The 23,244-nt window shown below is 68.1% G+C and carries 19 protein-coding genes and 3 pseudogenes; 10 read left to right on the top strand and 12 right to left on the bottom strand.

Features of this window, described 5'->3' with window-relative positions; all coding sequences use genetic code 11:
• Positions 1–100: 100 nt before the first annotated feature.
• Both G205_RS02835 and G205_RS02830 read left to right on the top strand, forming a co-directional pair.
• Complete coding sequence (locus G205_RS02835; protein ID WP_009356641.1) at positions 101–799, top strand: tyrosine-protein phosphatase; 699 nt, start codon at positions 101–103, stop codon at positions 797–799.
• Positions 796–2,949: a S1 family peptidase gene (locus G205_RS02830; protein ID WP_009356640.1), complete on the top strand. Its 2,154-nt coding sequence runs from the start codon at positions 796–798 to the stop codon at positions 2,947–2,949. The genes G205_RS02835 and G205_RS02830 overlap by 4 nt, the downstream gene beginning before the upstream one ends.
• Here G205_RS02830 and G205_RS02825 read toward each other — a convergent pair.
• Both G205_RS02825 and G205_RS02820 read right to left on the bottom strand, forming a co-directional pair.
• Positions 2,946–3,641, bottom strand: a complete 696-nt coding sequence (locus G205_RS02825) for a DUF4397 domain-containing protein (RefSeq protein ID WP_009356639.1) — start codon at positions 3,639–3,641, stop codon at positions 2,946–2,948. The two genes, G205_RS02830 and G205_RS02825, sit on opposite strands and share 4 nt — an antisense overlap.
• 104 nt (positions 3,642–3,745) lie before the next feature.
• Positions 3,746–4,198, bottom strand: a complete 453-nt coding sequence (locus G205_RS02820; RefSeq protein ID WP_009356638.1) for a PaaI family thioesterase — start codon at positions 4,196–4,198, stop codon at positions 3,746–3,748.
• Positions 4,199–4,316: 118 nt separating this feature from the next.
• Between G205_RS02820 and paaZ the strand changes: the two genes are divergently transcribed.
• Together paaZ and G205_RS02810 are read left to right on the top strand one after the other, a co-directional pair.
• Positions 4,317–6,428: a phenylacetic acid degradation bifunctional protein PaaZ gene (gene paaZ / locus G205_RS02815; RefSeq protein ID WP_009356637.1), complete on the top strand. Its 2,112-nt coding sequence runs from the start codon at positions 4,317–4,319 to the stop codon at positions 6,426–6,428.
• A gap of 120 nt (positions 6,429–6,548) precedes the next feature.
• The gene (locus tag G205_RS02810) at positions 6,549–6,956 is read left to right on the top strand and encodes a VOC family protein (RefSeq protein ID WP_052014008.1); all 408 of its coding nucleotides are present in this window, start codon (positions 6,549–6,551) and stop codon (positions 6,954–6,956) included.
• A gap of 75 nt (positions 6,957–7,031) precedes the next feature.
• Here the strand turns inward: G205_RS02810 and G205_RS02805 are convergent, their stop codons facing one another.
• From G205_RS02805 to G205_RS02785, 5 genes and pseudogenes are all read right to left on the bottom strand, one after another.
• Positions 7,032–7,337, bottom strand: coding sequence for a hypothetical protein (locus G205_RS02805; RefSeq protein WP_009356635.1), 306 nt, complete (start codon positions 7,335–7,337; stop codon positions 7,032–7,034).
• Between the two features lie 12 nt (positions 7,338–7,349).
• Positions 7,350–8,483, bottom strand: coding sequence for a S1C family serine protease (locus G205_RS02800; protein WP_009356634.1), 1,134 nt, complete (start codon positions 8,481–8,483; stop codon positions 7,350–7,352).
• 112 nt (positions 8,484–8,595) lie between these two features.
• A complete protein-coding gene (locus G205_RS02795) occupies positions 8,596–9,228 on the bottom strand; it encodes a TetR/AcrR family transcriptional regulator (RefSeq protein WP_009356633.1) in 633 nt (210 codons plus the stop codon).
• Between the two features lie 75 nt (positions 9,229–9,303).
• Positions 9,304–10,664 (bottom strand): annotated as a pseudogene (gene paaK, locus G205_RS02790) (phenylacetate--CoA ligase PaaK).
• Positions 10,665–10,670: 6 nt separating this feature from the next.
• Positions 10,671–11,138 (bottom strand): hotdog fold thioesterase, encoded by a 468-nt coding sequence (locus G205_RS02785; protein WP_009356632.1) that lies wholly within the window; start codon positions 11,136–11,138, stop codon positions 10,671–10,673.
• 166 nt (positions 11,139–11,304) lie between these two features.
• Here G205_RS02785 and pta point away from each other — a divergent pair.
• Positions 11,305–13,406: pseudogene (gene pta / locus G205_RS02780) on the top strand (phosphate acetyltransferase).
• Positions 13,407–13,525: 119 nt separating this feature from the next.
• On the opposite strand, the gene G205_RS23380 reads toward pta, so the two are convergent.
• Positions 13,526–13,651: a hypothetical protein gene (locus G205_RS23380; protein WP_268743656.1), complete on the bottom strand. Its 126-nt coding sequence runs from the start codon at positions 13,649–13,651 to the stop codon at positions 13,526–13,528.
• Positions 13,652–13,662: 11 nt separating this feature from the next.
• Positions 13,663–14,856 (bottom strand): MFS transporter, encoded by a 1,194-nt coding sequence (locus tag G205_RS02775; protein WP_235046752.1) that lies wholly within the window; start codon positions 14,854–14,856, stop codon positions 13,663–13,665.
• A gap of 266 nt (positions 14,857–15,122) precedes the next feature.
• Between G205_RS02775 and G205_RS02770 the strand changes: the two genes are divergently transcribed.
• From G205_RS02770 to G205_RS02755, 4 genes are all read left to right on the top strand, one after another.
• Positions 15,123–15,821 carry a GntR family transcriptional regulator gene (locus tag G205_RS02770; protein ID WP_009356631.1) on the top strand — a complete coding sequence of 233 codons (699 nt, stop codon included), beginning with the start codon at positions 15,123–15,125 and terminating at the stop codon, positions 15,819–15,821.
• Positions 15,822–15,987: 166 nt separating this feature from the next.
• Positions 15,988–17,334 (top strand): L-fuconate dehydratase, encoded by a 1,347-nt coding sequence (locus tag G205_RS02765; RefSeq protein ID WP_009356630.1) that lies wholly within the window; start codon positions 15,988–15,990, stop codon positions 17,332–17,334.
• Positions 17,331–18,860 (top strand): aldehyde dehydrogenase (NADP(+)), encoded by a 1,530-nt coding sequence (locus G205_RS02760; RefSeq protein ID WP_009356629.1) that lies wholly within the window; start codon positions 17,331–17,333, stop codon positions 18,858–18,860. The genes G205_RS02765 and G205_RS02760 overlap by 4 nt, the downstream gene beginning before the upstream one ends.
• A complete protein-coding gene (locus G205_RS02755; RefSeq protein WP_009356628.1) occupies positions 18,857–20,044 on the top strand; it encodes a fumarylacetoacetate hydrolase family protein in 1,188 nt (395 codons plus the stop codon). The genes G205_RS02760 and G205_RS02755 overlap by 4 nt, the downstream gene beginning before the upstream one ends.
• Positions 20,045–20,110: 66 nt before the next feature.
• On the opposite strand, the gene G205_RS02750 is transcribed toward G205_RS02755, so the two are convergent.
• Positions 20,111–20,398, bottom strand: coding sequence for a hypothetical protein (locus tag G205_RS02750; protein ID WP_009356627.1), 288 nt, complete (start codon positions 20,396–20,398; stop codon positions 20,111–20,113).
• 140 nt (positions 20,399–20,538) lie between these two features.
• On the opposite strand from G205_RS02750, the gene G205_RS02745 reads away from it, so the two are divergent.
• Positions 20,539–21,705: an acetate kinase gene (locus G205_RS02745; RefSeq protein WP_009356626.1), complete on the top strand. Its 1,167-nt coding sequence runs from the start codon at positions 20,539–20,541 to the stop codon at positions 21,703–21,705.
• A 100-nt stretch (positions 21,706–21,805) separates the two neighbouring features.
• Here the strand turns inward: G205_RS02745 and G205_RS02740 are convergent.
• Both G205_RS02740 and G205_RS02735 read right to left on the bottom strand, forming a co-directional pair.
• A pseudogene (locus G205_RS02740) lies at positions 21,806–23,000 on the bottom strand (NAD(P)/FAD-dependent oxidoreductase).
• Positions 23,001–23,004: 4 nt separating this feature from the next.
• Positions 23,005–23,211, bottom strand: coding sequence for a hypervirulence associated TUDOR domain-containing protein (locus G205_RS02735; RefSeq protein ID WP_009356625.1), 207 nt, complete (start codon positions 23,209–23,211; stop codon positions 23,005–23,007).
• Positions 23,212–23,244 lie beyond the last annotated feature (33 nt).

Genomic DNA, 23,244 nt, shown 5'->3' with positions numbered 1-23,244 from the left:
GGGTCCGGCCCCGCAATTCCCCCAAATCTCCCCCAATCGTGACGTGCGTCTCCTGTGACTGGTGTGATTAGCTGGCCGGGTGACGAAAACGGGCAGGTCCATGGACTGGGATGGTGCCGTCAACGCGTGGCACGTGGCCGGCGGCGTTTACCGGATGGGACGCCGCGAATGGCTGACGGAAGCCGGCTGGCAGCAGGCGTTCGACGACGGCATCCGCACCGTCGTCGACGTTCGCAATGCCGCGGAGGCGCGCCGGCGGGACACCGATCCTGTGGTGTCCGACGCCGCGTGGCACGGCATGGCAGTCCTCTCGGCACCCACCGAGGAGCCAGGCCACCCCCGCTTCACCGAAATCTGCGGCCCCTACCTGAACGATCCCGCCTTCTACGCGGACAACGCCCGCATCTTCCCGGAGAAACTGGTGGGCGTCTTTCGGGCGCTCGCCGCGGGGGCGGACCGCGGCGACGTGATCCTGCACTGCGCCGCCGGACGGGACCGCAGCGGCATGGTGGCCGCCATGGTCCAGGACCTGGCAGGTGACTCCGACCAGGACATCGCCGAGGGCTACCGCCGCGCCGCCCGCGGCATCAATGAGCGCTACCGGACCCACGGTCCGCCGCATGACCGGGAATGCTACCTGGACGACGCCGAACTGGCGCCGCTGCTCGAGCGGCGCGGTGCCGCCGTGGTGGAGTTCGTCCGCGCCCTGGACACCCGGGGCTACCTTCTCCGGCACGGTCTCAGCACCGGCGAACTCGACGCCGTGCTGTCCCTGTGCGGGGCGGGGGTGGCCCGATGAGGCCGGTCCATCTGCGCCGGTTCCTGTCCCTTGGCGCCGTCGCCGGGATGCTGGCGTCCTCCGCATACGCCGCCGCCCCCGCCTGGGCCGGGGACCAGGCCGCTGATGCCCCCAGCGTCGAAATATCCGACGGCGGAAAGGGCCTTTCAGAGGCGGCGCTCGCCGAAGCGGTGCAGCGCGACCTCGGACTCACGCAGGAGCAGTTCGCCGCGGCCGGTGAGCTTGGTTCCCGGGCTGCTGCTGCCGCCGTTCAGCTCCGCGACGTCCCGGGCTATCAGGGCATCAGGCTGGAAGACGGCCGGATCGTGGTGACCGGGTCCGGCGCGGAGCTGCTGGCACAAGTGGCGGGGCTCGCGGCGTCAGTCCCGGAACTGGTGCTGGAGGCGCCAGTACCGGAGGCCCGGCTTGCGGATCCTGGTGCTTCCACTGCCCCAAGCGAAGGGGCGGAACTGGCGGTCAGCACCGAACAGCTTTTCCAGGCCTACGTGCGCGAGGTCGGCCCGGAAGGGCTGCAGGCTGTGCTGGCGTCCGGCGGAAAATTCGTGATCCGGAGCGGCGGCGTCAACACGCCCGAGTCCACCGCGAAGACCGGCATGGCATCCGTTTCGGCCGGTAGTGGAAAGGTGTCGCCCGCCGAGTTCGTAGCCAAGTATGCCAACGTGGAGCTCGACGGCGGTGCCTCCCTTGCTCCCGAAGCCGACGTTCCCGGGGGTGTCGGCTACATTGCCGACACCGGCTGGATCTGCTCCACGGGCTTCTCCGCCTTCAACCCAGCAGGCCTGCCTGCTGTCCTCTCCGCCGGACACTGCGCGTCCGACGGTGCGGCAAGGACCGCCACCCTGCAGTTCCTCGGTGAGCCAGCCGGCCCGCTGGGCGACTTTGGCTTCAGCCAGTACGGCGGTCCGGGCAACTCGAGGGTCCTGGACCCCGCCACCCCCACTGGTCCGGGCGGCACGGCTCTGACCAACCCAGGGAATGTGGGCACCGACATCTCCGTCATCGAGTCCCTGCGCACCGATGTGGACCCGCTGCCGGCAGCCAGCACCTGGGGGGACCCCTCCCAGCCCGAGCCGGACGTCAAGATCATCGGCAGCGCGGACCCGGTGCTGGGAATGCCGGTGTGCCGCTCGGGGCGGACGTCATTCTGGTCCTGCGGCACTATCGACGCGGTGGGGATCTTCGTAGTCCCCGGTCACGCCTACGCGATGGACCCGACCGACTTGCGGGCCTTCCGCGGTTTCCTGTCCTACGCCGTGCAGTCCAGCGGAGGTGACTCCGGCGGCCCCTACGTCAGCGGCAACTACGCCGTGGGGACGCACGCTGCCGGCGACACCCCGGATGGAAACGGCAACGTCGTCCAGAACATGGCCATCGCCGCGACCCTCAGCGAGGGCCTGGCTGTCCTGCCCGGCTACCAGCTGGAACTCTTCCTCAACAAGCCTGCCGTCACCAGCCCCGCGCCTGGGGGCACCTTCGAACCGGGGCAGCAGGTCACAGGCACTGTTCCGGCGGCACCGGCCTCCGCGGTGGCCGCCGGGTCAACAGTCCGGATCACCCTGGACGGCGGAGATCCCTTCGAGGTCCCGGTGGACGACGCCGGGAACTGGAGCTTCACGGCTCCTGAAAGCACCCCCGGGGGCAGCGGAAAGCTGCAGTTCACGGCCGAGACGGTCAACGGGTTCAGCGTTTCCGGCACCAGCAGTTTCGAGTTTGGACGTGCCCCGGCTGAACCGCCCGCGCCTCCGGCTCCGGCTGAACCGCCCGCGCCTCTGGTGCCGGCTGAACCGCCCGCGCCACCGGCTCCGGCTGAGCCGCCCGCGCCTCCGGTGCCGGCCGAACCGGCAGCAACGGTGCCTGCCCCCGCGCCTACCGGATCTGTCCCCGCCAGCCCGGCCCCGGCTGACCCGGCCGCTGTCCCGCCGGCGGATCCCTCGGATGGAGGCGCCGCCGTCGTACCTTCCCCGGTCGGGACACCACCCGCCGGCCTGGCCGATACATCGGGCCCGTACACCGCCGGTTCCACCGGCGGGCTCGCCTACACCGGCGCCAGCGCACTCCTGCCGGCGGCAGGCGCGGCGTTCGCGGCGCTTGCCGCCGGCATCCTCCTGACAGTCCTGGTCCGCAGGCGGAACCGGCGCCGGGTCCCCTAACTACGACCCGTCGCCGTCGACCACCTGAACGGCAACGCCAGGGTGCCGTCGGCGAGGCTTCCCCAGGCGTAGACGATGGTGTTCGTCCCGCCTGCAACGGTGATGTCAGCCGGGCCGATCACCGGGGTTGTGGTTCCTGCCGCGGCTACCGCAGCTGAAATCGTGCCGGCCCTGAGCTTCAGCACCGCTTCGTTGGGGTTGGTGAGGCCCTGGATGACGGGTTCGCCGTTCGCCAGCACGTCGACGGCGGGAGCCGCGGCCACGTGCCTGACCGTCAGCTTGCCTTTCCGGTCATTGCGGAGGCCCTTGGTGCTGTTTTCGAACAGCGAGGCCGTGGGGGTGCCCGCGGCGCTGAGGTGGGCCACGGCCGTGTAGTTGCCGCCCTCGTCGAGCTGCACATCCACAGGTCCGATCACCGGGTTCGCGGCGGACGTGGCGTCAGCGGCAGTCACGGCGATCTGGTAATCGCCGGCGGGCAGCTCGAGTGGCCCGGCCAGGGTGCCGGGAGTGAAGTTATCAAGCGTGAGGTTCCCGTTCACCCACACGTCCACCGTCAGGCCGGGAACACCATGGAGGACGGACAACAGGGCGTCGTCGTCATCGTGGTGCCATCCGTTGGCCTGGGCGGGGGCGGCGAAGGCCAGCGAGGCGGCCAGGGAAAGTGCCCCGGCGGCGTAACCCATTTTGCGCATATCAAACTCCTTCAAGGATGCCCGGTGGCCGGGCTGTTTGTGCTTACGCGCTTAATACCCGGGAAGTACCGTCTTTGGATGCACTGCAGGAGATTTTTTCCTGGCTACTGCTTGTGCCGCCGCATCAGCAGGTTGGTGATGCGCAGCGTGCAGAGCCGCTGGCCGATCTCGTTGGTGATCAGCACCTCGTGCGTGGTGAGCGTGCCGCCCAGGTGGATGGGTGTGGCCGTGATGGTGACCAGCCCTTCCCGGGCGGACCGGTGGTGCGTGGCGGACACGTCGACGCCCACCGCCGTCTTGCCCATCGTGCTGGCGTGGATCACGGCGGCCCAGGAGCCCACCGCCTCGCCCACGGCCAGCGAAGCGCCGCCATGCAGCAGGCCGAACGACTGCCTGTTGCCCTCCACCGGCATGGTGGCCACCACGCGCTCAACCGACTCCTCCACGATCTTGACCCCCATCTTCTCGTCCAGCTCGCCGAGGGTGATCTTCCACAGCTCGTGCTCTGTGGGGGAGTGGTCCTGCATCTCGGCGGAATTCGGAACGGGGGCGCTCATGGGAGTCTCCTTCGGTGTTGCCGGGCGGCACATTCATGTATGGTTCTTATATTACCGAACGGACGGTCAGTAATCATTGGCCGCCTTTCTGCCCCTTTGTTGGAAGGACCCGTCAACGATGACCACCACAGCCACAGCTCCCCAGGCCACGGTTGACACCGTGGAGACAGTGCCCAGCTTCATCCAGGATGCCTGGTGGACCCCCGACGCCGGCACCTCGGCCTCCGCAGTCCCCGTCCGTGATGCGAGCACCGGGGAGGTCCTGGCCAAGGTGAGCACCGAGGGGCTGGACCTGCAGGCCGTGGTGGACTACGGCCGCAGCACCGGCCAGGAGGAACTGGGCAAGCTCACCTTCCACCAGCGCGCCCTGAAGCTCAAGGAGCTCGCGCAGTACCTGCACGCCCGGCGCGAGCACTTCTACAACTTCTCCTTCCAGACCGGCGCCACCAAGATCGACTCCATGGTGGACATCGACGGCGGCATCGGCGTCCTCTTCACCTTCGGCTCCAAGGGCCGGCGCGAGCTGCCCAACTCACAGGTGGTGGTGGACGGGCCCATGGAGGTGCTCTCCAAGGACGGCTCCTTCGCCGGCGAGCACATCTACACCCGCATTCCCGGCGTCGCGGTCCAGATCAACGCCTTCAACTTCCCCGTCTGGGGCATGCTCGAAAAGTTCGCCCCCGCTTTCATCGCCGGGGTTCCCACCATCGTCAAGCCCGCCACCCCCACCGGCTATGTTGCCGCAGCGGTGGTCAAGGCCATTGTGGAATCCAACATCCTGCCCAAGGGCTCGCTGCAGCTGATCTCCGGCTCGGTCCGCGGCCTGCTGGACGTGCTGGATTACCGCGACTACGTCTCCTTCACTGGCTCGGCCTCCACCGCCCTGTCCCTGAAGTCCCACCCGAAGGTGGTCCAGGGCGGGGTCCGCTTCACGTCCGAGACCGACTCCCTGAACGCGGCCATCCTCGGGCCCGACGCCGTCGAGGGCACCCCGGAATTCGATGCCTTCGTGAAGTCCGTGGTCACCGAGATGACCGTCAAGGCGGGCCAGAAGTGCACGGCCATCCGCCGGACCATCGTCCCGGAGGCGCTGGTGCCCGCCGTTGTGTCCGCCATCGGCAAGCGGGTCCAGGAGCGCGTGGTGCTCGGCGATCCGCGGGGCAAGGGCGTCACTATGGGTGCCCTGGCCTCCGTGGAGCAGCTTCAGGACGTGCGTGCGGCCGTGCAGGCCATGCTCGACGCCGGCGGCGAGCTTGCGTACGGAACGCTGGATTCGCCGTCGGTCACCACCGCCGACGGCACCTCCGCGGTGGTGGAGGAAGGCGCCTTCATGTCTCCCGTCGTGCTCAGCTGGAACGATGCGGACGCGGAGGCGCTGCACTCCCTGGAGGCCTTCGGCCCCGTTTCGTCGGTGATCGGCTACAAGGACCTGGCCGACGCCGTCCGCCTCGCCGCCCGGGGCAGCGGCTCCCTGGTGGCCACTGTCTGCACCAATGATCCCGCCGTGGCGCGGGAACTGGTGACCGGCATCGCCGCGCACCACGGCCGCGTGCTGATGCTCAACCGCGAGGACGCACGGTCGTCCACCGGCCACGGCTCTCCAGTGCCGCACCTGGTCCACGGCGGACCCGGCCGTGCCGGCGGCGGCGAGGAACTGGGCGGCATCCGGTCGGTAATGCACCACATGCAGCGTACCGCCATCCAGGGCTCACCGAACATGCTGACCGCGGTCACCGGCATCTGGCATGCCGGGGCGGACCGCAACTTCACGGTGGAAACCGAAGGGACCCACCCGTTCCGGAAGCGGCTGGAGACGCTGCGGATCGGCGACGCCGTCCGGTCCGACCTGCGGCAGGTCACCCTGGAGGACATCACCGCCTTCGCCAACAGCACCGGCGACACCTTCTACGCCCACACCAACCAGGAAGCCGCCGAAGCCAACCCGTTCTTCCCGGGGATCGTGGCCCACGGCTACCTGCTGCTCAGCTGGGCCGCGGGACTGTTCGTGGAGCCCGCCCCGGGTCCGGTGCTGGCCAACTACGGCCTGGAGAACCTGCGCTTCATCACCCCGGTGGCGGCCGGCGACTCCATCCGGGTCACCCTCACCGCCAAGAAGATCACCCCGCGCGAGACCGACGAGTACGGCGAGGTGGCCTGGGACGCTGTCCTGACCAACCAGAACGACGAGATCGTGGCCACCTACGACGTCCTCACCCTCGTCGAAAAGTAACCCCCGGTTGCTCTATCACTTGTGGTCCCCAATTAGCCCGTTTGGGGACCATAAGTGATAGCGCATCGAGGGCTTTTATTGGGGTGGGGGCGTAAAATTCTGCCCGTAGGAGGTGGCCACATGACCCTAAGAATGAAATCAGCCACAACCATCCTGCCAGTCGATGATGCAGCCCGCGCCCACAGTTTCTACACCGAGAAACTTGGACTCCCGCACCGCGGTATGACAGACGATGGAAGCGAAATACTCGGCATTGACGGCGGCGCCATGCTGCAGCTGATGCCGGTCAGGGACGGCAAGCACTCAGAACACACGGCCCTCAGCTTCGAGGTCACGGACATCGAGCAGACAGTCCGCGAGATGGAGTCCATGGGCGTGCAGTTCCAGGACTACGACCTGCCCAACCTGAAGACCGAGAACCACATCTGCACCACGGGCTCGGAGAAGAGCGCCTGGTTCATGGACACCGAGCACAACATCCTCTGCGTCCACGAGAACCTGGGCAACAGGATGGAGTACCAGCTCTAAAACAACAGCAGGGTTTCGACAGGCTCAACCACCGGGTGGTTGAGCCTGTCGAACCCTACATGTGCGGCCGAAACGTCAGGACTCGGCGCCGCCGTGCAGGGCGTCGTCGCTGCTGTCGTCCTCCCGGCCCGTGCCGTGCCCGCTTTCGCTCTGGTCGGAGAGGTCCATGTTGCCGCGGGCCTCCTCCATGGTGGGGCCGCCGGAGGGAACGCTGTACGTGTCCGGGCGGATCCCGTGGGACTGCTCCTCGATGAGCGCCTGCTCCTCGCTGAAGCGGATCACGTTCGCCTCGTCGCCGGCGTCGCCGGGAATGTCCTCACGGACCTTCGAGGGGTCGGGAACGATGAAGCCTGCCTCGGGTTCTTCTTTGGAGTTGCTCATTTCCATTCCTTCCTATCGGGTGGTGCTATCTCTGGGACGTTCGGCGAGGTCCACCTTGACGTCCCGGGTCTCGTCGCCGCGCTTGACGGAGAAATTCACGGTGTCGCCCGGATTGCGGCCGCGCAGTTCGGACAGGAGCTTCTCCGGCGCGGTCAGTTCCACGCCCTCCATCGACTCCAGGACATCCCCGGGTCGGATCCCGGCGCGTCCGGCCGGGCCGTCCTCGGACACGGCCAGCACCAGCACGCCGGAGACCTGCTCGATGCCCAGCTGCTCGGCGATCTGTGCCGTCAGCTCGCCGGGGGTGAGGCCCACGTAGGCGTGTTCGGCGGTGCCGTCAGCCAGGAGTTCCTCGGCCACTTCCACGGCGGTGGCGGCAGGGATGGCGAAACCGAGGGCCACGGCGCCTGCGGACGGCGGGATGTAGGCCTCGCTGATGCCGATGATTTCGCCGCGCATGTTGATCACGGCGCCACCGGAGTTGCCGGGGCTGATGGGGGCATCCGTCTGGATCAGGTCCACCAGGGACAGGCTGTTGGACGCGGACCCGGGAATCGAGCGGTGGAGCCCGGAGATGATGCCGGCGGTGGCGGTGTTCTCGAAGCCGAGCGGAGAGCCGAGCACTACGGCGCCCTCGCCCACCTTGGGCAGCGTGGTCTGGTACACCGGCTTGGGCAGGCCCGTGCGGTCCGCCTGGACCAGCGCCAAGTCTGTGACGGGGTCCGTGGCCCGGACGGTGCCCTCCACCCGCTGGCCGTCCGCGAAGGCCACCTCAACCCTCGTATTGCCGCGGATCACGTGCTCGTTGGTCAGGACCAGGCCGTCCTCGGAGTACACCACGCCGCTGCCCAGTCCGCCCTCGGTGAAGATAGTCACCACCGACGGCGCCAAATTCTCGACGAGCTGCGGGATGCCGCCCGCCGCGTCCGCCCCGGCGGGAGCGGGCGCGGAACCGGCCGGGCTGGCCGCCGGAGTGTTCACGGAGTCGGCGGTTGGCGCCGGGGGAGGAGGCGAGCCTCCTGTGCAGGCGGAAAGCACGACGGCGGCACTCAGGGCGAGTGCGGCGGCGGCGGTCCTGAGCGGGCCGGGACGCCCTGGAGTGCCCGGGCCCCGGTGGCGGGGCTCCGGATGGATGGCCGGGCTCATTGACTACCTCCCTGCGGACGGCGGCTTTCTACCACCGTAGCCGGGGAGCAACGGAAATACCAAGCACGCTTAGTATTTCCCCGTCCTCACTGCGGGAGGAGTGCGAGGCCGGCTAGGAGTGGCCGTGCAGCCCGTCGAACGCCATGGTGATGACGTCGTCGGCCAGGCGCTCCGGCGACAGCGAACCGCCGGGCTTGTACCACTCCACGATGGAGTTAATCATGCCGAACAGGAGGCGGGTGACGGTCCGGGGGTCGATGTCGGTGCGGAGCGAGCCTTCGTCCCGGGCCGCTGAAATAAGGGCCGCCACCTTGTGGTCGAAGGTGCGCCGCCGTTCCAGCGCGTCCCGCTCAATCTCGGTGTTGCCGCGCAGGCGCAGCAGCAGCGTCACGAACGGCAGCCGGTCCACCAGTACGGCCACGGTCTGGCGCAGGACGAATTCCAGCCGCGCGTCGGCCGCGCCGGATGTCGCTTCCGGCTCCTCGAGGATCGACTCCAGTCCGCCCAGGGCGTGGTCCAGGGCGAGCTTGAGGAGGTCGCCCTTGGACGGCACGTGGTGGTAGATAGCCGACTTCGAGATGCCCAGGTTCTCGGCCAGGATGCCCATGGAGGTCGCGTCGTAGCCGTGCCGGTTGAAGACATCCACGGCGATGCGCAGCACTGACTGCTGGTCGTAGCCGGGCCGGCCGCGTTTGGTGCCGGCGGGGCTGGAGGTGTCGGCGGTGCTGGTTGTCTGGCTGGGCATAGGTGCTAGTTTCTCACGAACGGTCGGTTGGTCCGGGCAGGCCACGGGCCGGCCGGCCCGGCACCGCCAGTGTTGCTATCCCTTCGGGCGCAGGTCGTAGATGCGGCGGAGCTTGCCGTTGGACCGCTCCAGCGAGCCCGGCTCCACTACGGCCACCGTGCAGGAAGAACCCACGTGGATCTTGATCTGCTCCTTCAAGGTGCGTGCCGCCGTCGTACTCTGCTCGGTGGTGACGTTGTCCCGCCGCTCGATCTTCACGGTCAGCTGGTCCATCCGCTGCCCCTCGGGCCGGGTGAGCTCGAGCTGGAAGTGCGGGCTGAGCTCGGGGATGCGCAGCGCGATCTCTTCGATCTGGGACGGGAAGAGGTTCACGCCGCGGAGGATGATCATGTCGTCGCTGCGGCCGGTGATGCGTCCCATCCGGCGGTGCGCGGGGCGGGCGGTGCCGGGCAGGAGGCGGGTGAGGTCCTTCGTGCGGTACCGGATGATGGGCAGCGCCTCCTTGGTGAGCGAGGTGAAGACCAGTTCGCCGTGCTCGCCGTCGCCCAGCACGTTCTCCTTGCCGGGGACGGGATTAAAGGGGTCGATGATCTCCGGGCGGAAGTGGTCCTCCCAGATGTGGCTTCCGTCCTGGGTCTCCACGGCCTCGCCGGCCACGCCCGGGCCCATCACTTCGGACAGGCCGTAGATGTCGCAGGCCTTGATGTCCATGGTGACTTCGAGTTCGTGCCGCATCTCCTGGGTCCACGGCTCGGCGCCGAGCACGGCGTACTTCAGGGACGTGGAGGTGGGGTCGATGCCCATGTGCGCCATGCGTCGGCGATGGTCAGCAGGTAGGTGGGGGTGCAGAGGATGGCGTCCGGCTTGAAGTCCTGGATGAGCTGGATCTGCCGTTCGGTCTGGCCGCCGGACATGGGGATGACGGTGCAGCCCAGCGCCTCGGCGCCGGCGTGCGCGCCCAGGCCGCCGGTGAACAGGCCGTAGCCGTAGGCGTTGTGGACCTTCATGCCGGGGCGGATGCCGGAGGCGCGGAAGCAGCGGGCCACCAGCTTGGCCCAGTCGGCCAGGTCCTGCTTGGTGTAGCCCACCACGGTGGGCCGGCCGGTGGTACCGGAGCTGGCGTGCACGCGGGCCACCTCGTGCTGCGGCACGGCGAACATCCCGAACGGGTACTCCTGGCGCAGGTCCTCCTTGGTGGTGAAGGGGAAGTTGCCCAGGTCGGCGAGTTCACGGAGGTCTGACGGGTGGATTCCGGCGTCGTCGAACTTGCGCTTGTAGAGCGGTACCCGCTCGTAGGCGTAGGCGACGGTATGCTGCAGGCGGCTGAGCTGGAGGGCCTCAAGTTCATCGCGGGAGATGGTTTCCTCGCGGTCAAGGACGGCATCCGCCGGCTGGGCGGTTGCTGCGGCGGGCGTTTCGGGGGCATGCAGGGTCATTGTTTCCTACTTCTTGGGGATGGTGCGGCTGCGTCCGCGGAACTCTGCAACGAGCTCGCCGGGGGTGCCGGAGGTGGGGGATTCGGGCTGGTCCGCGTCGGCGGCGAAGATCTGGATGTCGTACAGGCCGCTGCGGCCGGCGCTGGAACGGCGGTCCGCGACGGCGGTCAGCACCTGGCCGCGGAACGCGGGCTTGAGGAAATTGATGTCCACGCCGGAGGCCACGGTAATGGTGTTCTCCTCGCCGGGCGCCGGGTTGATCGGGTTGCAGGCGAGCGCGAAGGCGGTGTCACCGAAGGCGAAGATCATTCCGCCGTGGGCCATGCCGAAGCCGTTGAGCATTTCCTGCCGGAGGGTCATCCGGATGGTGGCGTGGCCGTCGCTGAGCGAGAGGACCTCGATGCCCATCCACTCGGAGGCATAGTCGTTTTCCAGGATGGGGTGGGGTGGCCCGGAAAGTGTTGTTTCAGCCATGCGTCATTGCCTCCAGCTTTATTTACCGAATGTTCATTAGGTAATCCCATGAGGGGGTCCGGTGTCAAGGGCGGGAGCGGACGACGGCGGGCCGGGGTGCCCTGTGCGTGGCCGCGAGGTGCAAGGATGGAGGGACCGGCAGAAGCAGACCAGCAAAGGGCGGACCATGGCCAAAGGCATCTACGTCAGCGCAACCACTCCAGGATCGGGCAAGTCCCTCGTGGCCCTGGGCCTGGCGGACACCCTGCACCGGCACGCGGACAGGATCGGTTTCTTCAAGCCCGTGGTCACCGGCCCTTCCGCCGCGGACGATCCCATGGTGGCCCTGATGAAGTCCCGGTTCGCGCTGGAGGACGAGCGCTGCCGCGGCGGCCTGACGTTCCAGGAAGTCCGCAGCCTGCTGGCTGAGGGCAACCGCGAGGAGATCGACTCACGGTGCGTGGAGATCTTCGCCGACATCTCGCGGCACTGCGACGTGGTGATCGTGGAGGGAACGGACCTCACAGGCCAGGACGCCGCCGTCGAGTTCGACCTCAACGCCCGCCTGGCCAACAACCTTGCCGCCCCGGTGGTGGCCGTGGTGGGCGCCAAGGGGCGGACCGTGGCGGAGGCGGCGGCCGCCGTCGAGGTTGCCCGGAAGGAGCTGTCCGCGGAAAAGTGCGCGCTGCTGGCCATCCTGGTGAACCGCGCGGACCCGGACCTGGTGGACGCCATTGCCGCGGAGGTGAAGGTGGGCGCGTCCGGCCGTCCCGTGTACGTCCTGCCAGAGCTGGAGCAGATCGCGCGGCCCACCACCGGCGAAGTGGCCACGGCGCTCGGAGTGCGCCAGATCGCCGGCCGCCCGGACATGGAGCGTGACGTTAAGGACATCAAGGTGGCGGCCATGAACGTGGGCAACTTCCTCAACGTCCTGGATGAGGCGCCCTGGTGATCGTGCCGGGGGACCGGGCGGACGTGATGGTGGCATGCCTGGCTTCGTCCTTCTCGCCAGAATTCCCGGTGGCATCCGCGTTGATCCTCACCGGCGGCCTGGCACCGGATGCCAACATCTATCCGCTCCTGGCGCAGGCGCCCTTCCCGGTGTTCGCCTCCCGGGAGGACACCTACACCACCGCGAAGCGGGTCTCTGAGGTCCGGAGCGAGATCTGGTCCGGGCACCGGCGCAAGGTGGCCTCGGCCGTGGGCCTGTGGTCGCGCCGGGTGGACGAGACCGAACTGGTGGAGCGCCTGCACCTGCCGCGGCCTGAACGGATGACCCCGCTGCGGTTCCTGCATGACCTCATCGAGCGGGCCCGTTCGCAGCGCCGGCACGTGGTGCTGCCGGAGGGCACGGATGTGCGGATCCTGCGCGCCGCCGAGATCCTGCACCGCCGCGACGTCTGCGACCTGACCGTCCTGGGCCCGGAGTCGGACGTCCGTGAGCTGGCCGCGGCCCGGGGCATCGACCTTTCAGGGATCAGCGTGGTGGACCCGGCAACCTCGGACCTGCGCCAGAAGTTCGCCGAAAAGTACGCCGAGCTCCGTGCGCATAAGGGCGTGGACCTTGCCAAGGCCCTGGAGATCATGCAGGACGTGAGCTACTTCGGCACCATGATGGTCCAGCTGGGCGTGGTGGACGGCATGGTGTCCGGCGCGGCGCACACCACGGCACACACCATCCGGCCGGCGCTGGAGTTCGTGAAGACGCGCCCCGGTGTGAAGATCGTGTCCTCGGTGTTCCTGATGCTCATGCCGGACCGCGTGCTGGTGTACGGCGACTGTGCCGTGAACCCGGACCCCAACGTGGAGCAGCTGGCGGACATAGCGCTGGCCTCGGCGGAAACCGCGGCGCAGTTCGGGGTGGAGCCCCGGGTGGCGATGCTCTCCTACTCCACCGGCGGATCGGGCTCCGGCGAGGCGGTGGACGAGGTGCGGCAGGCCACCGAACTGGTGCGCCAGCGCAGGCCGGACCTCGCCGTCGAGGGGCCCATCCAGTACGACGCCGCCGTGGACGCCTCGATCGCCGAGTCCAAGATGCCTGGCTCCTCCGTGGCCGGGCAGGCTACCGTGTTCATTTTCCCGGACCTCAACACCGGCAACAACACGTACAAGGCGGTGCAGCAGAGCTCCGGGGCCGTCGCCGTCGGGCCGGTCCTGCAGGGGCTGCGGAAGCCGGTCAACGACCTCTCCCGCGGCTGCACCGTGGAGGACATCGTGAACACGGTGGCCATCACCGCCATCCAGGCGCAGGCGCCGCTTGCCCAGGACCCCGTCAGCAACAGCCATTGACAGCAACGCGGGGTCACTTTCGGCCTCTTCCGGCCCCTGGATTGGGCGTGCAGTGACCCCGCGATGACGGACGACGGCGGCACCCGGGTGGGTGCCGCCGTCGCAGTCTGAGTGAGGGGCTAGGCCTCGGCCTTGACCTTCAGGGGCTCGATCTTGCCGATGACGAACAGGTAGTTCGCTGCACCAATCAGCGAGACGAAGCCGATCACTGCCAGCGGTGCCACGAAGGATCCGGTCTGGTCCACCAGGACGCCGATCAGGATCGGGGTGAAGATGCCGGCGAGGTTGGACGCAAAGTTTTGCAGCCCGCCGATGGAACCGACGTGGCGCGAGCTTGGCGCGACGTCGGCCGGCAGCGACCAGATGCCGGTGGCGGCGACGGTGAGGCTGGAGTAGGCGAGGGACAGCAGTGCCAGGGCCATCCAGGCCTCCGGCACCAGGGCGGCGAACATGATGACCGAGCCGCCGGCGAGCCTCCGGCGATGGCGATCTTGCGGACCTTGCTGACCGGGGCTCCGGCCCGGACGGCACGGTCTGCCAGGTAGCCGCCCAGCCAGCCGAACAGGACAGCGCAAATGCCAGGAATGGCGCCAAAGAAGCCCAGCTTGAGGAGGTCGAAGCCGCGTTCCTTCACCAGGTAGCTCGGGAAGAACGTGATGAAGAAGTAGATGGCGCTGTTCAGGCAGAAGAAGCCGAACATCATGCTCAGGATAGTGCGGTACTTGAACAGGGAGCGCCACGGGAGCTTGGCTGCACCTTCGTCATCGCTGGCCGCACCGCGGGCGCCGCCTTCCTGGATGTAGCTGACCTCGGCAGCGTTTGCGCCCGGGTGCTCCTCCGGGCTGCGGTAGACCTTCCACCACACCGCGGCCCAGATGATTCCCGCAAGGCCGATGATGATGAACACCGCGTGCCATGAGGTGAAGGCAACGATGAGGGTGACGATTGGCAGGGCAATGACGGCACCCACGCGTGAGCCCGAGTCCCAGATGCTGGTGGCGAAGGCGCGTTCGCGGACGGGGAACCAGGTGGCAACTACCTTCGCTGCAGTGCTGGGGGCGGGGCTTTCGCCCACGCCCAGCAGGAAACGGGCGGCGAAGAGGGACCAGAAGTTGGAGGCGGCGGCGGTCACCATGGTGAAGACGGACCACCACAGCGCGGCCAGCGAGAAGGACCGGCGCGGTCCCACCTTGTCCACGTACCAGCCGGCAGCAAGCTGGCAGAAGTCGTAGGCCCAGAAGAACGCGGCGAAGATCAGGCCCTGCTGGGTGGCGGTGAGTTCGAAGTCCTCGCCCATGAAAGGCAGGGCGACGCTGAGGCTGGAGCGATCCAGGTAGTTGATGCTGAGGCCCACGAAGGCAAGCCAGATGATGGCCCAGCGCTTCCGGGTCATCAGGCGGGAGGGGGGTGTGGAGGTGTTGATGGACGATTTACTTCCGAGCGTAGTCATGCGGTCTCCTTCGACGTATACATGGCTTCGGTGCATTACGCACAGGGGGATGGGGAGGGTGCCGATCTGCTCAGCGAAATCGTATAGGAATCTGGTTAATCATATAGAAATTGTGATGGGGATCAAGTCCTGATGGGAATTTGTTCTTCGCGCCGGTCCGCCCCGGCGCGTGGCTTATGATTCCCCAAGTGGCTCCCGCCCGTCCGGGTGCCAAGTCCACAGCGAATTCAAGAGGTAATTGCGTGCCCCCACGTCCAGCGTCCGACATGCCCCGCGGCAAGGCTGCCGTCTCCGACGTCTACTCGGCCATGCGGGCCTCCATCCTGGAAGGCGACCTCGCCCCGGGGGCGCGCATCAACATCGACGCCGTGGCGCGCAGCCTGGGAGTGTCCCAGACTCCGGTCCGCGAGGTCCTGCAGCGACTGGAGGGCGACAACCTGGTGGTCTACAACCCCGGGCGGGGATACAGCACCACGCCCCTGCTGGATCTGCCCGAATTGCGCTCGCTGTTTGAGTTCCGACTCCTCGTCGAGCCCTGGGCGGCCCGGGCTGCTGCGGTGGACAGGCTGGCCAATCCGGCTCCTGCCCTGAAGAAGGAGCTTGAGGCTTTCCGGGATGTCATGGAATCCAGCGGGGACCTGCGCCAGGACCTGGTGGCCCATGACACCCGGTTCCATGACACCATCCTCGCCGCGTCCGGAAATCCCGTGGTCCGGCATGCCTTCGCCCAGACCCATTGCCACCTGCACACCTTCCGCCTGTACCCCGCCGATGTGGACGGCGCCATCACGGTAGCCGAACACACGGCCGTCCGGGAGGCAATCGAAGCCTGCGATCCGGAGCAGGCCGAGGCCGCAATGACCACCCATATCCGCAACTCCTTCGACAGGTTCGCCAAGGCTTTCGAGGGCGAGCTTGCGCCGCTCGAAGACAGTGGCCCGCCCCGGAAGCGCATCATCACGTAGGTCCAACCCTTCGCCCCGGCCCGCAGTGGCCGGGGCTTTTTGGTGCCTCCGGAAGCCGGCCGGGCAGGTGGGGGCTTGACCTGCGTCACCTGTCCTATATGATTTTCATAATTCGTATAGGAATCGAATCTTTCCCTCTCCAGTTCTTCCATGAAAGTTGAGATCCATGCCTTCCATCACCTCCATCAAGACCCAGGACGTCCGTTTCCCCACGTCCCTGGAGCTTGACGGGTCCGACGCGGTCAACGTGGACCCCGACTACTCTGCCGCCTACGTGGTCATCCGCACCGATGCGGGCGACGAGGGCCACGGCTTCGTCTTCAGCTGCGGCCGGGGCAACGAAATCCTCACGGCAGCCATCGACGCCTACGCCCGCCTGCTCCTGGGCCGCGACATCGACGAACTCATCTACGATCTTGGCGGCGCCTCCAAGCTCCTCATCCACGACTCCCAGCTCCGCTGGCTGGGCCCGGAAAAGGGCGTCACCCAGATGGCGTGCGGCGCCCTGGTCAGTGCGCTGTGGGACATCCGTGCCCGCCGCGAAAACAAGCCGCTGTGGCTCCTGCTCAGCGAAATGACCCCTGAAGAGCTCGTCAGCGTGGTCGACTTCACCCATATCCGGGACGCCCTAAGCCCGGAGGAGGCGCTGGACATCCTGCGCGCCGGCCAGGCTGGCAAAGAGGAGCGGATTGCCGCGCTTAAGGCTGACGGCTTCCCCGCCTACACCACCTCGCCGGGCTGGCTCGGCTACAGCGACGAAAAGCTCGTGCGGCTGAGCAAGGAGGCCGCGGCCGACGGCTTCTCGATGATCAAGCTCAAGGTGGGCGGGGACATCAACGACGACCGCCGCCGCATGGCGCTTGCCCGGGAAGCGGTGGGAGACCTCCCCATCGCCATCGACGCCAACCAGCGCTGGGAAGTATCCGAAGCCATTGAATGGGTCAACCAGCTGGCTGAGTTCAACCCGTACTGGATCGAGGAGCCCACCAGCACCGACGACATCCTCGGCCACGCCGACATCCGCAAGGGCGTTGCCCCGGTGCGGGTGGCCACGGGCGAGGCGGTTGCCAGCCGCATCATCTTCAAGCAGCTGTTGCAGGCCGGCGCCATCGATGTGCTCCAGCTCGACTCGACCCGCGTGGGCGGCGTCAGCGAGAACATCGCCATCCTGCTGCTGGCAGCCAAGTTCGGCGTACCGGTGTGCCCGCACGCCGGCGGTGTTGGCCTGTGCGAGCTGGTCCAGCACTTCTCCTTCTTCGACTACGCCGTGGTGGGGCGCAGCCAGGAAAACCGGATGATTGAATTTGTGGACCACCTGCACGAGCATTTCGCCGAACCGGTCCGGATCGTCGGCGGGCGCTACGCCGCCCCGGTTCTGCCCGGCACCGGAGCTGAAATGTATGCCGCCTCCCGGGCCCGCTGGGAATTCCCGGACGGGGCCGGCTGGCAGGAAGTGGGCAACCGCGCCGCCGTTACCGGCGCGTCCCTGGCCGCTGCGGGAACCGGGCGATGAGCGCCGCCGGACTGTCCGCCGGCACGCTGCAGCCGGCAACCGCCGTGGCCCAGTTGAACGAGGCGGTGGAGGCGGCCCATCGCGCCTTCGAGCTGGGCCGGCAGGCGGACCCGGACCGGCGCGCCGGCTGGCTGGAAGCCATTGCCGCGGGCCTCGAGCAGGACAGCGCCGGGCTGGTTGAAATCGCCGCCCGGGAAACCCACCTGGCTGTTGCCCGGCTGGAGGGTGAACTGAAGCGCGCTGTCTTCCAGCTGCGCCTCTTTGCAGCTGAAATCCGGCTCGGCGAGCACTTTGACGCCACCATTGACCACGCCGATCCCGCCTGGGGCATGGGACCGCGGCCGGACCTGCGGCGGTACAACGTGCCGCTCGGCGTCGTGGGCGTGTTTGGGGCCTCGAACTTCCCCTTCGCCTTCAGCGTGATGGGCGGCGACAGCGCTTCGGCCCTGGCGGCCGGCTGCGCCGTCGTCCACAAGGCGCATGACGCCCATGCGGAGCTGGCAGCGCGCACCGCCCGGACAGTGACCGACGCGCTGGATGGTGCCGGCGCGCCGTCGGGCCTGTTCGCCCTGGTGACGGGCCGCCAGGCGGGGGAGGCACTTGTGGACGACCCGCTGGTCAAGGCTGTCGGCTTCACCGGTTCCACAGCGGGCGGCCGGGCGCTGCTCAACCGCATCGCCGCGCGGCCCGAGCCCATTCCGTTCTTCGGTGAGCTGGGCGGCATCAACGCAGTCTTCGCCATGCCAAAGGCCTGGGCGTCGCGGCGGGCTGAGATCCTTGCCGGCTACGCCGCGTCCTTCACGCTGGGCATGGGCCAGTTCTGCACCAAGCCCGGCCTGCTGTTCGTTCCTGCCCGGCACGCGGCGGAGATCCGCGGCCAGCTGGAACAGGAGCTCTCGGCCTTCACACCCGCCCGGCTGCTCAGCGAGCGGCTGCACGCAGGCTACGCCGACGCGGTTGCCGGACTTCGGGGCAGTGGGGGTGTTGACGTCCTGCTGGCGGGCGACTTCGCCGAGGAGCCGTCCCCCACGGTCCTGCTCACCACCGCCGCGGAGGTCCGGAAGAATCCCGGCCTGCTCCGGCAGGAGATGTTCGGTCCGGCCAGCCTGGTGGTGGAGTACCAGGACCAGGCGGAGCTTCCCGGACTGGCCGGGCTGCTGGAAGGGCAGCTGACCACCACGCTGCAGGCCGAGGAGGACGACGACGTCGCGGCGCTGGCTGCCCGGCTGGTGGACATCAGCGGCCGGGTCCTCTGGAACGGCTGGCCCACGGGCGTCACCGTCAGCTACGCCCAGCACCACGGCGGGCCGTACCCGGCCACCACGTCCGCCACCACATCGGTGGGGACGGCGGCCATCCGCCGCTTCCTCCGGCCCGTGGCGTACCAGTCCTTCCCGGCGGCGCGGCTGCCCGAACCGCTGCAGGACGGCAATCCGTGGCGCGTCCCGCAAAGGGTCGACGGCGTCTGGCACCACCCGTCCGGCGGGTCCGGTTCCCGCACGTCGAGCGGGGAGGGCCTGCAGTGAATATTTCCGCCGCCTCCGTCCTGCCTGAGGATGCCGCGCAGGCACTCCTGATCGGCCGGGTCTGGGACGTTGAATCCGGCGGGCCGCGCCCGGTTGCCGTCAGCGGCGGCACGGTCTACGACCTGCACCGCCTGGCCGGAACCGTCTCGGAACTGCTGGAACTGCCGGATCCCGCCGCAGCCGTCCGTGCTGCGCTGCCGGACCCGGACCTGGCCGAACCGCGCTGGTCGACGGACGACGTCGTCGGCGCTTCCCTCGCCGGGGACACCGCCCGGCCGCACCTGCTGGCGCCCGTTGACCTGCAGGTCATCAAAGCCTGCGGCGTGACGTTCGTGGACAGCATGATCGAGCGGGTGATCGAAGAACGCTGCGCGGGTGATGCCGGCCGCGCAGCCGGCATGCGGGAACTCGTCGGGAAGGCCCTCGGCGGAAGCATCCACGGGATCCGGCCGGGCTCCCCGGAAGCGGCCGAGGCCAAACGCATCCTGATGGCCGAGGGGCTGTGGTCCCAGTACCTGGAGGTGGGCATCGGGCCGGACCCGGAGGTCTTCACCAAGGCGCCGGTCCTCTCATCCGTGGGGCTCGGCGCCGGAATCGGCATCCCGGCCTTCTCCGCCTGGAACAATCCCGAGCCCGAACTGGTGCTGATTGCCACGTCCCGTGGCCAGGTGGTGGGGGCGACGCTCGGCAACGACGTAAACCTCCGCGACGTCGAAGGCCGCAGCGCCCTGCTGCTGGGCAAGGCCAAGGACAACAACGGCTCCAGCGCACTCGGCCCGCTGATCCGGCTGTTTGATGGGACGTTCACCCTGGAGACGCTGCGCGCGGAGGAGATCCTGCTGCGGGTGGAGGGCCCGGACGGCTTCCGGCTCGAAGGACGGAACAGTGTTGCCCGGATCAGCCGCCCCTTCGAGGAACTCGTCTCGGCGACCTACGGACGGCATCACCAGTATCCGGACGGCTTCGCACTGTTCACCGGCACCCTGTTCGCGCCCACGCAGGACCGGGACGAACCGGGGCAGGGCTTCACCCACAAGCACGGCGACGTGGTGAGCATCAGCTGCAGGCACCTCGGCACCCTGGTCAACCGGGTTGGAGCCTGCGAGGAGCTGCCGGAATGGTCCTTCGGCCTCCGCCAGCTGTTCGACTACCTGGCCGGACAGCGGCAGCCCCAGCGGACGTAGGCGTTTATTAACGAAGGACGACGCCGGCACCCACCATGGGTGCCGACGTCGTCCTTTCCGCTGTGGTCAGCTGTTGTCCGGCTTGGCCAGGCTTTCCTTGTCCTCTTCCTTGGCGGGCTCATCCGACAGGCCCTGCGGCGTCAGGTCCAGGCTCTCCGGGTTCTCGGGCGGCTGCGGCGCCTCGCCCGTCTCGCCGGCCTTGGGGTTGCCAGTATCGTCCAGTGCGGGATTGGCGCCCTCGACGCCGGTGGGGTCCTTGGTGCCGGAACCGGCGCCGGTGTGGAGCGGCGCGGTGCTGCTGGATCCGGTGTTGGTGGGGTCGTTCTCGTCGATCGAAGTGGGCTCGTTCGTCATTGGAATGTCCTCTCGGCGTGGTCCAGCCTGTCCGCCGACTGTAGGCACAGCCAGGCCCGATCCGCAAGGAATCCGCTCCCGGAACCGGCCCACATATAGTGGGGACTGAACCGCTGGCGCAAAGGCTCAGGAGGCCCCGCATGCTCGTCCTCGTCATCAACTCCGGCTCGTCCTCGCTCAAGTACCAGGTGCGTGACGTCGCGGCCGGAACCGTCCTCACGGAGGGCCTGATCGAAAAGATCGGGATGGGCAACGGGGGAGAGGGCGACGGCGAGATCGTGGGCCCGCGGGACCATGCAGCAGCCCTAGAGCAGGTGGACGCCGCCATCCACCAGGAACTGGGCGACCTGCAGCTGGGGGCCGTGGGCCACCGGGTGGTCCACGGCGGCGAGCGGTTCGCCGAGCCGGTGCTGATCGACAACGAGATCACCCGCGCCATCGAGCGGCTCAACCCGCTGGCGCCGCTGCACAACCCCGCCAACGTCCTGGGCATCCGGGCCATCACCAAGAAGTGGCCGGACATGCCTCAGGTGGCCGTATTCGATACTGCCTTCCACCGCACCCTTCCCGAGCACGCCTGGCGGTACGCCGTCCCGGACGAGCTCTACACCAACCACGGCATCCGCCGCTACGGCTTCCACGGCACCTCGCACGAGTACGTCACGCGCCGCGCCGCTGCTTTGCTGGACATCCCGGTGGAGGAGTTCGACGGCGTCATCGCCCACCTGGGCAACGGCGCCTCCGTCACGGCCATCCAGGGCGGCCGGTCCGTGGACACCTCCATGGGCTTCACCCCGCTGGAGGGCCTGGTGATGGGCACCCGCTCCGGCGACCTGGACCCCTCCATCCTGGTGTTCCTGGGCCGGGCCGGCTGGACCCCGGAGGACATCGACACCATGCTGAACCGCGAATCCGGGCTCAAGGGCCTGGCAGGCAACAACGACATGCGCTCCGTCGTTGAGGCCTCGGAAGACGGTGACGCGCGGGCAACGACGGCGCTCGCGGTCACCTCCTACCGGCTGGCCAAGTACATCGGCGGCTACCATGTGGCGGTGGGCGGAGCCAAGGCCCTCGTGTTCACGGCCGGCATCGGCGAGAACTCCCACCAGTTCCGCGCGCTGGTGGCGGACAGGCTGGGAGCCCTGGGAGTGGAGCTCGACGGCGGCCTGAACGCCGAGCGGTCCAAGGAACCGCGCGTCATTTCCACGCCGCAGTCGGCCATCCCCGTCCTGGTGGTTCCCACGGACGAGGAGCGCGCCATCGCGGAGGCGACGGCCGCCGTCGTCTCCTCATCGGTTGCTTCGTAAGTGCCGTTTTCGGCGCCCAAAACGGCATTATTGGAGCACTCGATGGGGTTCCCGGGACGCTCTCTCACTTATCGTGGGTTTTCCCGGGACGCTCTCTCACCTACGCCCGGCCCTTGAGGATCAGGTTCCAGTAGATCTGCGGGAACATGTCCCGGTCCACCACCCAGGACAGCTTGCTTTCGTTCCACGTGGGCACCCGGGGGATGGTGGGCATGGGCCGGTACCGGTCGTCGAACTCGGCGAACACCACAGTGTCGCGTGAGACGGTGAACGGGCATACCGAGTAGCCGTTGTACTTCCGGGTCAGCGGCTTCCCCTTCCGCGCCGCCACCAGGTTCTTCGCCAGCACCTTGGTCTGCTTGCGCAGCGAACCTCCGGACTTGGAGTTGGTGGTGCCGGCGGCGTCCCCCAGCGCCCACACGTTGGGGTACCGGATGTGCCGCAACGTCTGCCGGTCCACCTCCACGAATCCGCCCTTGTCCCCGGCCGCCGGCAGGTCGGTGGCTTTCAACCAGTCGGGCGCCGACTGCGGCGGAACGGCGTTGAGGACGTCGTAGTGCAGGGACTCCTGCTCACCGGTCTCGATATTGCGGATGTTGGCCGTCTGGCCGGCGGCGTCCACCGAGACCAGTTCGCTGTTGGTCCAGAGCTCGATCCCGTACTCGGCGATCTTGCGGTCCAGCTCCCGGTCCACCTCCGGCACGCCGAAGACGGTGGGGTAGCTGGACCATCACCACGCGGATCTTGTCCAGGACGCCCTGCTCCTGCCAGTAGTCGCAGGCCAGGTACATGGGCTTCTGGCTGGCACCGCCGCACTTGATGGGCCCCGCCGGCATGGTGAACACCGCGGTCCCGGAGGTCAGCCCGCTGAGGAGCGTCCAGGCCTTGGGCGCCAGTTCGAACTCGTAGTGCGAGGCGCCGTGCGGGGAGTGGACGGCCTCGGCCAGTCCGGGCACCGCGTCCCAGTCGTACTGCAGGCCCGGGCACACCACCAGCTGCCCGTAGGCCACGGTTGACCCGTTCGCCAGCGTGACGGTGTTGGCGTTGGCGTCCACGTCCACGGCGCTGTCCCGGATCCAGGTGACACCGTTCGGGGTCACAGACTCCTGGGTGCGGACCGCCTCCTTGGCCGACGCCCGGCCCCCGGCGATGTGCGAGAACAGCGGCTGGTAAAGGTGGTGGTCCTTCGGCTCGATGAGTGCCACGTCCTTGACGCCGTAGCGCTCCAGGCGCGCCGCCAGGGACACGCCGGCGTTGCCGCCGCCGATGATCACTACCTCGTGCTGCCCGGCCACGGCGCTACTTCTTCTCCGTCAGGGCGGAGGCCTTGTGTGCAGCCCGGGCACCTGTCTTGGCCGATTCCACCACGTACTGCGGCTCGTCCTCGCTGGCGCGGTGCGTGTGGCCGTCCAGCTCGAAGTCGCTGGTTTTCTTCTCGATGATCTTGCCGTGCGTCTTGCCCTGCGATGTGTTCCACTCCACGGATGTTCCCTTGCTCAATGACATGTGTTCTCCTTCGGTGGATCTGGCGGAGGCTGG

The organism is Arthrobacter nitrophenolicus, assembly GCF_000332815.1.
Lineage (GTDB): Bacteria > Actinomycetota > Actinomycetes > Actinomycetales > Micrococcaceae > Arthrobacter > Arthrobacter nitrophenolicus.
The sequence above is the reverse complement of the archived record's forward strand: the minus strand, read 5'-3'. Positions and strand labels throughout refer to the sequence as shown.